Genomic DNA, 9675 nt, shown 5'->3' with positions numbered 1-9675 from the left:
ACTGAGCAGCAGCGATGCTGGCGAAAAATACCAAAGTGCTTGTAGAATGAATTAACTTCATAACTACCCCTCCCGACAAAGCATACTGGCATTATGCAGAGACAATTCAGAGGGGCAATATCGATTTTAGGTTTTTATGCATGGCGGACAGACAGTGAGTTTGGCTCCTATCTCATCCACCAACAATCAGTTAATACCCTGTAATCATTGGATATAGCATACCTTAGTTCACTACAATAAGGCGCATATTGGTCAGTAATCTGGTCAGTAATTGGTTGAGATGCATTTGACTTAGTGTCCTTATCCTACGGGCTTCTAAGAAGTTTCATTTGAGAGGTGGAAATAGCGATCTTTGTTGATGTTAAATCAGGTCGTTGTAAGCAAGAATTATTTTAACAATAACTTCGGCTTTCATGTCGATCGCAAGCGTTTAATCCAGGGCTCAATACAGCATAAAAACTTGACAAAACAGTGACTTGATGCTATAATAGTGGTACACTCGATGAAACCAATACTGTCACTTTGCTGCTGACTAACGATATATACCCCAAGGTCTACTGAGGCTACATAACAGTCAGCTTAGCCTTATCAAATATAACAGATTAGCAGTTCTTAATCTTGATAAAGATTAAGAGTTAATACCAAAGGTGTTAACAACATAAACCTTATATCCATCAGCCGATAAGACTGCTTCAAGCATAGATGCATTACAATGCATGTATGAGCCACCTGATAAAGGGAATGGCGCAGGGACGGTTAATCAGAACTTTTTTGTTATTTTTCAAATAAAAGTCCAGAAACCTCAAGTGCGAGATATTTTTTCTTATAAATAAATGTGTCTGGTCAAGACATAAAATATTAGGACGTCAAACCTGTTGAGCAATCTAGCTACTTGAATGGAGCAGAGTGTGGATAATCTCAGTTAGGACCCATTCAAGTTACTTGGAGGACTAAACAGCAATAAGGTGGAAGGGCTGTTAAAATATTCACACCACGATGAGGGCAATGCGACACTGCAACCCTCAATGATTGATCAAAGTCGTTCCATTGGCTGATCGATTATACCGCTGGTATGAAGCGGAGCGTAAAAGGAGACCGGCTAACCGCCCTTTCGCATCTAAGCTGACCACTTAATTGTCCCAATTATTGGGTTGCTCTAATGGAATGTGAACGAAGGCACTAGACACAGGCTTTTGGACACACCTCACCTCGCGGAAGGTGAAGTGTGTCCTCAAACAATACCACAAACACTGCAATCAAGATTGCCTTACCATTCCAGATTTAAGGTGAGATATGATTTGAGAGCACATTTCCACAAACCTAAGTAAAAACGTTAACACTTCGACAGAATGGAGCGAAGCGACATACTGGAGAACTCGACGTAGTCGAGTACCTAATTACACATTTAAGGTTAGAATTAGGTCAAGTTTGAATATTCTTAATTACCTTCAAGGAACATAATTAGAACCATTAAATGTGCTACAGTGTGGAACTCATACTGTTGTATTAGAGAAATTTTTATGACTCTCACCCGCGCGGAGGCAAGATACGACAACTTCTCACTAGTCGTAGATAAAGAGAGCGTCGGACAATATCTTAATATCTAAGCGTTATCACGAGCGCATCTCTAAATCGTGCTAAATGATTCACGCTAAATTATAAAAATTAATATTAGATCATATTAAAAAAACAAATTTATAAAAATTTTCATTTGATTTCAAAAAGCCATGTAGAAGCCGATCAATGAAAAATAAGAATATTAGGTTTGATTAGAGCGATAGATATAACTATTCATCGATACCGCTATGATATCCGATTGCAAGTGATATATTCTTCTAAAAATAAAATCCCAATCAAAAATAAAATTTCAAAAAAATATTCTATTTATTTAATTTTATCGGAATTATTTCATCATTAATATTTTTTTTGATGAAATTTTCAAATAAATAATCGAAATTAGTACCCCATTGACTATTCACAACAATCAAATCACCGTTCTTAAGTTGGATTAGTTCCTCTGGCTTTTTGAAATATCGAACTTTTTCTGATTTTTTAGCGTTGGCTTCTAGTTCAACAACAAAAGCATTCTTTCCTCTACTAGCCCTTCCATTCGTCCACGCATCGTCTGGAAAAAATTCTTTTAACTTATCGATATTTGCAATATTATTATCGATGACGAAAGCCTTAACAACCGCATGGACTAATTTACCTTTGCCGTAAGTCGCGCCCCGAAAGCTGTACTTCGTCATATCTCTTGCCGTAGTTGCTGTTAGGCTCGCCTCTTTAAAACCTGCAGTAAAATTGTCCTTAAAACTTTGCGTCATTTCAGTTTTGGGAAGCGACAAGTCTTCCCTAACTGCCTTAGAAAACTCACCTAAATATTCGCACATAGTATTTTTTTCATCTGGGGCGAAAGCACGCGGTTCCTGTTGATCATTTTCGTTAACGTAAGCTGATTGTATTAGGGTGAGAACTTTGCCGCTTGTCTCTACCACGTCAGCGGGGGCGATCATGCATAGGCTAGTATGAACGTTTAATGCGGTTGCAAACTGAGCTTCAGTAACCGCAGTTTGTGAAAAACAGATATTTTCCCATTTTTCTATCGCATTTTCATAGGTGATAAGCTTTTTGGTAAATACTTCTTTACCGAGTGCCTTTGATTGTTCAACATCAGATTGTTTTTTAAGCATGTACATCGTTGTTATGATCACAAAAATCACGCCTATCGCAGCATTTAGTGTTTCCCTGACGGTCTCAGAGCTACTGGTCAAAATAAGGTCATCGAAACCTATATAGAGTGCTACAGCAAGCACAACGATCCCTAAGTAACTGAAATCTATATTTTTGATTTGCTTAAGTAATATCACGTAAAGCTCCTGATCATTCTTAATAAACATCTTGTTCTGGCACTTGCAAATGACTGTAGTTAATTCACAAAATCATATTTGCTTAGATATCTTAAATCAGTAAAAGTCCAGGTATGCAGTTTGATTTCATGACGAAATATTACACGCGCCATAAGTCATACGCAGCCGAAACTTGTCAAATATTCTGCGCGCCCTAACTTGTATAATTGACTTAACATGAAAGAACTATTGATGTTTCAATCAGAGATAACCGACGCGCTTGAGCATTACGTTTACCGCTTGCTTGACCCCCGAAATGGCGAAACCTTTTACGTTGGTATGGGGAGCGGCAATCGAGTGTTTGACCATGTACAAGAAGACAACCCTTTAGACGATCCGCTGTCATGTAAACATGACAGAATAAGAGAAATCGAAAATTGTGGCTTTGAAGTTCAACACATTATTCATAGACACGGAATGGACCGTAGGACTGCCCTTGAGGTTGAAGCGGCTCTCATTGAAGCGTATCCAGGTCTCACCAATCTGATGCCTGGGCACGGAAGCAGTCTCCGCGGAACTGCTCATGTAAAGGAGATTGATGCTCGATACGCTTCAGAAGAAGCCGTCATTGAAGACAAAATTATCGAGATTACTATTAATGCATCAGCCCTTGAGAGGTCAGTGTATTCGGCCACTCGGGCTGCCTGGGTGGTAAAACTTAGCAACGCTCAAAAAGTAGACTACGCTGTAGCTGTCAACCGAGGGATCGTGGTGGAGGTGTTTTCAATTTCGGAGTGGCTGCCTGCGACGAAATCTAATTTCCCTGATGTTTTGGTCCAGGACATTCCTGGAAGGTTTGGTTTTGTAGGAAATGTAGCTCCATCACACATCCGACAAAAATATTTGCGCCGCCGCATGCCACAACGATCTAGAGGTGCTGCTAACCCAATTAGGTATTTTAACGTATAGTATTTGCCCCCATAGGGGGCAAATCCTTCCTATTATTAGTCGTTAAAAACTTCGCCGTCTTTATACATTCCAAGTTTATAGTGCATTCGGAAGCGCAGACCGCACCCCTTGTTATTGTATTCCAAATCAGCAGCTAACGCTTCAATACGGGTTGACATTCCATATTCATCCTTTAGCTTTTTAATAGGTTTACCTTTCTGGTTGTTTAGAGCGACTATTTGAATAATACCCGAGGTGCGAGAAAGCATAAAGTCTGCTTCCCCATCATCGTCAAATATTTCGGGGTCATTGATGCTGAAGAAAGTGCCCTCGAGTTTTATGATAATTGAGTTTTTATCTTCATTATAATTTATTGAAAATGAAGAATCCGCTGTTGGTTCGGTAACCGGAAAAGATGAACACTGAAAATCACCTTGCTGAAACAAACCGCTACCAAGATCAGTTAGCTTATCATTTTCAGATGATGGAAAATTGACCCAAATACCGGGAAATCCCATTTGTTGGAGTTTTTTCTTCATCTTATCGTCAACGTCATCTTCGAATAAGAAGAATTCTAATTCACATGGTTCAATATCCACGAAGATACATTTCATTGACAATTTCTCCTACATTGTATTTTTAATCCAATAAATAATGGTTAAAACATCCAAGCAAGACTTTTCAAGCTCCGACTTGAACCACGCAACTATATTTTTTCCCTGTACCTATGGTAGTGTCGTTTCACTTTGAGCGCACGAAGGTGTTGTGCTGGTCCGTTTTGTTTCTTAGTAATTTACCAGCCCAGAAATATTTTTGAGAGGTAGACCGATGCTAACGAAAAGTAGATTTGTTACCGCATTAACCTGCCCATCAAAACTCTATTTTATGTTGGATAGGCGCTATTCTAACACGTCAACGGATGATCCTTTTCTCAAAGCTTTAGCGGAAGGAGGTTTTCAAGTTGGTGAGCTTGCTAAACTGTATTTCCCCGGCGGAGTGTTGGTCGACAGCTTAGATAGTGATGTTGCCTTGGAGGCAACCAACTCACTTCTTGAAAGAGATAGTGTAACAATTTTTGAAGCGGCAATCCGTTATAAAAATTGCTTCATACGTGTCGATATACTGCAAAAAAGCGGTGATCAGATTAACTTGTACGAGGTCAAGGCAAAGTCATTCAACAGTAAGGATGAGGTAAAATTCCAAAAGCAAAACGGTGAGCCAAGTGCTGAATGGAGAGATTACCTGTATGACGCAGCCTTTCAAAAGTGGGTTTGCTTGAAAGCACATGTAAACTGGAGAGTAAGTGCGCACTTGATGCTTGCAGACAAAGGTCAAAAAACGAACGCTGCAGGACTTAACCAAGTATTCAAGGTAAGAGATAATAATGGTCGTAAACATGTTGAAATGACAAAATTACCATCGCCTTCTGCTTTATCCCCAAAAATTATCACAGCGGTAAACGTCGATGATATGTGTGAGCATATATATTCGTCGACAAACCATGGATTGCATGTTGAAGAAACCTTTGAAAAGATGGTGCATCGATTTTCGAACTCCTTAGTTAACGTAGAGTTCATTTCAACAACTATTGGAACAAAATGCGCAAAATGTGAATTTACTGCGTCAATAGAGGACCAAAAATCGGGTAAAATTGATGGTCGGCAGCACTGTTTTCGGACAGCTTTAGGTATTGACAACAACGTATTTGCTAAACCCAATATATTTGAGCTTTGGAACTTCAGGGGAAAAGATAAATTAATCAGTGATCGGAAACTCTTACTTGAAGATATGGATGAAGCCGACTTGAAAGTCATTCCTGCTGCGACCGGGCTTTCGAATTCTGAGCGACAGTTTCTGCAAATTCAAAAAGCAAAAACTGGAGATAATTCAGTATACTTCGATAAAGATGGACTGCTCTCGGAAATGGAAGTCTGGAAGTATCCACTTCATTTTATAGATTTTGAAACTACGACGGTTGCCATACCATTTGGTGCTCATCAATCGCCCTATGAGGGGATAGCCTTCCAATTTTCACATCATATCGTCGAGTCTGACGGAACCGTCAAACATGCTGGTGAGTTCATCAACGCTGAGCCAGGCAGTTTCCCGAACTTCGACTTCGTTAGGGCATTAAAGGATCAGTTAGGCAGCGATAGTGGCACCATTTTTCGATACTCTCATCACGAAAATACCTTTTTAAATTTGATTCTAGAACAATTACGAAGCGAGGCTACGGCGGTAAGTGACAAGGATGAACTCATTGAGTTCATTAAAAGTATAGCAAAGCCAGCCGCCAAGTCTGAGGAACAATGGTCTCCTGATCGAGAGATGTTGGACTTATTAGAACTGGTTAAAAAGTATTATTTTGACCCGGCGACTAAGGGGTCAAATTCGATAAAACATATTTTACCGAGTGTCCTGCACTGGTCAAAATTTCTTCAAAGAAAATATTCCAAGCCCGTTTATGGCTCGCCGAACGGAATACCGAGCAAGAACTTTCAAAGTTGGTGTTGGTTTCAAACCACCTCTGAGGGGTTGGAAAAGGACCCTTACGATTTGTTACCGAAACTTTTCTCAGGAGAAACAAATGGTGATAAGCGCCTCCTAACAAATGAATTAGAACTGAAGAATGGCGGCGCAGCATTAATGGCATACGCTAAAATGCAATTCGAGGATATGTCTGATTATGAACGTGGAGAATTACAGAGTGCGCTATTGAAATACTGTGAACTTGATACTCTCGCGATGGTTATGATTTACGAAGCATGGGTTAACCATGTTTAAACTATAAGTACTTTCATTTTTGAACTGACATTATTTTAAAAAACTTGACCGTTCTCGTCGTCAGAGCTACTCAATGCGATCATCACTAACAGATCAACGCGCTTGTATCCCTATGCCGCCACTCTTCTATATTCGTATGTGCCTGATATTTTTTGGCCAGCGCAATCATAACTGAAACCGGCCTGTCTTCGTTGAAGTTTAGTTTAGTTTAGTTTAGTTTAGTTTAGTTTAGTTTGGGACCGTGTTGAGATTTGTGTCAACATCGTTCTCGACAGCGCCAATTGCAAAGCAGACGTGCTGACGAAAAACGTCTGATCGCAGATTTGATCAGCTAACGCGCCAGTACGGTCGATTTGGTTGTCGCCAGATCGCTAACCTGTTGAGAAATGTAGGTTGGCATCAGAATGACATGCGTGTGGAATGTTTATGGCGACGTGAAGGACCTAAACTGCCAATTAAACAACCAAAGAAGGGTCGGTTCTGGCTCAAAGATGGATAGTGTGTCCGTTTACGTCTTGAATATCACAATCACGTCTGTTCGTCTGACTTCGTGCATTATCGAACTGAGTGCGTGGCGTAATCCCTAGTTCGCAGAGGTGTTGAGATATTTACTCACTCATGATTTCATAATGCTCAGACTTTGATTAAGTCCGACAATAAGTAAATTCATACAATAAAGGACTATGGAAATGAACTTTACAACGAACGTAAAAATATCTGTGGAAATCAAAAACTTTGAGCGCTTCGATAATATTGAATTCGATTTCGTTCAATTCACAGATGATATGAAGCGTGAAATTTCTTCAAAATTTGAACCTAAAAAATTTAGAATAGTTTTTGATCTCACCCATGTTGATCCCGAGGGCGATGGTTATTCCATCCATGCGACGGCGTCGCATCGAAAAAAAGCAAACTTTGAGTTAATTGAGCCTTCTACAGGGGTATTTCGACTTATTGGTGAAGCAGCAGTGTCGGTTCCATTAAAAATATCACAAGTAAAAGCAGCAGATTTCATGGCTTCATTGATTTATTGTGACCTTTGGAAAGGGACTGAAGATGCCGTAAAGCTAGAATTCGACGCGATCAACATTTCTGATTTTGATCTCGTAGAATAATATAAGCTTGTGACAAACGTGATTGCGAGCTTCTAAATGCATTATATCTCATTCATGGCATCCTCCAGCTTCTGTAAGAACTGGTGGAGGAAAGCGACACGCTACAACCGATGCATGAACATTCCTATCAGCGATACGCAATTTACTTGTTTTTGTCGGGCGTATGGATAAGCTTCTTTTAGAAGCAGACCGCCTCTCCCCTGGCTATATCTTGTCGCATAGCTGGCGCTAACTAATGAAAACAAGTTGCTGAACTCTTCGTATTAGTCCCAGTGAACGTGGGAAATTTTACGAGGACCAGGTGATCAAGTAATGTAGGATAAAATCTAAATGGAACTAGACCAGCAGGTTGAGCAAGTAGCTGCCATATTTCACCAAGACCCTAAAAACAAAGTTTTCGCAAACGAAAAGCTTCTATTAGCCAGCGTTTTAGAAGAAAGCGGCAATGAAATATCCGCAGAAAAATTGGTGACTATCATTAAGTCTTACGAAGACGATAACTTAAGTGGAGCAGATGAAGAGCTATACGATGCTGCGGTTTACTGTTGCAATGTCCTCGCTCGCAAGTGTTTTGCTGAAGATGTCGAAGATGAGGACGAAGAAGTAGATTTCAATTTAACGTGGCTTCATGAAGACGACGGGTCAGTATTTGCAGAAATTCGACCAGCGTGACACCATAGCTTCTCGCGATTGAGGAGTATCAGTGATCTCTTGGATTAAATACGTTAATCTAGCCGAACGGTTTTGGGATCGCCCCCCTTCTCGGGACCTTGCATAGCAATACCTGTGACGAACCGTGAATAATCCTGAACGCACAACATTCCCTGATCAAGGCAGTCTAATCTCTATAAAGATAGAAGTACTTATCAGCCCGTTGGCACGAATAGCCTTTGATGGACTGAGTGAAGCGTTCGTAAAGATCAGCACGTTTTTGGTCAGTTACATTGAACATGAACCAATCACTGTTTGCTTGAGCGATCAGCTTGTTCGCAGCTACCACTAGCTTGCGATAAAGTATCATTGGTCTTGGTGTATGACCTTCAACAGTAAACACCTTGACGTACTCAATATCACCCATCCACTCATCAGTATCTTCTTTGTACATAATGAGTGAGTTGTTTCCGTATTCTACGACGTAATTGTAACCTTCATGGTAGACCTGTTTCTTCATTTTTTCCGTTTGCTTTTGTAATCATATGCTACTGAGAACTCTAAACGTTTTGGCTGAGTTCTTGATCTAATTGCGCACTGCTTGAGACAGTCTTATCTGCTGATAGATACAAGGCTGTTGGCGTAGCCTAAAAGCTGACCAATAGTAGACTTTTCAAACACCTATGGGAGACTATGTTGTTAACACCTTTGGTATTAACTCTTAATCTTTATCAAGATTAAGAACTGCTAATCTGTTATATTTGATAAGGCTAAGCTGACTGTTATGTAGCCTCAGTAGACCTTGGGGTATATATCGTTAGTCAGCAGCAAAGTGACAGTATTGGTTTCATCGAGTGTACCACTATTATAGCATCAAGTCACTGTTTTGTCAAGTTTTTATGCTGTATTGAGCCCTGGATTAAACGCTTGCGATCGACATGAAAGCCGAAGTTATTGTTAAAATAATTCTTGCTTACAACGACCTGATTTAACATCAACAAAGATCGCTATTTCCACCTCTCAAATGAAACTTCTTAGAAGCCCGTAGGATAAGGACACTAAGTCAAATGCATCTCAACCAATTACTGACCAGATTACTGACCAATATGCGCCTTATTGTAGTGAACTAAGGTATGCTATATCCAATGATTACAGGGTATTAACTGATTGTTGGTGGATGAGATAGGAGCCAAACTCACTGTCTGTCCGCCACCTACTGCCTCACTAGCAGTGGCATATCCCAGATAAGCATCAGTTATTACTCACTTATTTAGGCTCGGCACTTGTCATGCCGTACGTGAGTACTGACCAAATTGCTGACTGATGCTGTT

General features: G+C 40.1%; 7 protein-coding genes and 1 pseudogene. 5 read left to right on the top strand and 3 right to left on the bottom strand.

What is annotated here, in order from left to right:
• Window positions 1-1880: 1880 nt before the first annotated feature.
• Window positions 1881-2867 carry a hypothetical protein gene (locus tag NIG5292_RS13735; RefSeq protein ID WP_143082039.1) on the bottom strand — a complete coding sequence of 329 codons (987 nt, stop codon included), beginning with the start codon at window positions 2865-2867 and terminating at the stop codon, window positions 1881-1883.
• A 216-nt stretch (window positions 2868-3083) separates the two neighbouring features.
• Here NIG5292_RS13735 and NIG5292_RS13730 point away from each other — a divergent pair, with 216 nt between their 5' ends.
• Window positions 3084-3815, top strand: coding sequence for an LEM-3-like GIY-YIG domain-containing protein (locus NIG5292_RS13730; protein WP_074842186.1), 732 nt, complete (start codon window positions 3084-3086; stop codon window positions 3813-3815).
• Window positions 3816-3850: 35 nt separating this feature from the next.
• Here NIG5292_RS13730 and NIG5292_RS13725 read toward each other — a convergent pair whose 3' ends face one another.
• Window positions 3851-4393: a hypothetical protein gene (locus NIG5292_RS13725; protein WP_143082040.1), complete on the bottom strand. Its 543-nt coding sequence runs from the start codon at window positions 4391-4393 to the stop codon at window positions 3851-3853.
• A gap of 229 nt (window positions 4394-4622) precedes the next feature.
• Between NIG5292_RS13725 and NIG5292_RS13720 the strand changes: the two genes are divergently transcribed.
• The 4 genes and pseudogenes from NIG5292_RS13720 to NIG5292_RS13710 all read left to right on the top strand — a co-directional run bounded on the left by NIG5292_RS13720 (window position 4623) and on the right by NIG5292_RS13710 (window position 8365).
• Window positions 4623-6578: a DUF2779 domain-containing protein gene (locus NIG5292_RS13720; RefSeq protein ID WP_048600108.1), complete on the top strand. Its 1956-nt coding sequence runs from the start codon at window positions 4623-4625 to the stop codon at window positions 6576-6578.
• A 251-nt stretch (window positions 6579-6829) separates the two neighbouring features.
• Window positions 6830-7146 (top strand): annotated as a pseudogene (locus NIG5292_RS15205) (IS3 family transposase); the annotation flags it as partial.
• A 121-nt stretch (window positions 7147-7267) separates the two neighbouring features.
• On the top strand, window positions 7268-7693 hold the full coding sequence (locus NIG5292_RS13715; RefSeq protein WP_048600107.1) for a hypothetical protein: 426 nt from the start codon (window positions 7268-7270) through the stop codon (window positions 7691-7693).
• A gap of 330 nt (window positions 7694-8023) precedes the next feature.
• Window positions 8024-8365 (top strand): hypothetical protein, encoded by a 342-nt coding sequence (locus tag NIG5292_RS13710; RefSeq protein ID WP_048600106.1) that lies wholly within the window; start codon window positions 8024-8026, stop codon window positions 8363-8365.
• A gap of 166 nt (window positions 8366-8531) precedes the next feature.
• Here the strand turns inward: NIG5292_RS13710 and NIG5292_RS13705 are convergent, their stop codons facing one another.
• Window positions 8532-8864: a hypothetical protein gene (locus NIG5292_RS13705; RefSeq protein ID WP_048600105.1), complete on the bottom strand. Its 333-nt coding sequence runs from the start codon at window positions 8862-8864 to the stop codon at window positions 8532-8534.
• Between the last annotated feature and the right edge of the window lie 811 nt (window positions 8865-9675).

Origin of the sequence: Nereida ignava (assembly GCF_001049735.1) — a bacterium.
In the GTDB taxonomy this organism is placed as follows: domain Bacteria; phylum Pseudomonadota; class Alphaproteobacteria; order Rhodobacterales; family Rhodobacteraceae; genus Nereida; species Nereida ignava.
Note: the sequence above shows the minus strand (reverse complement) of the source record. Positions and strands in the feature narration are given on the sequence as shown.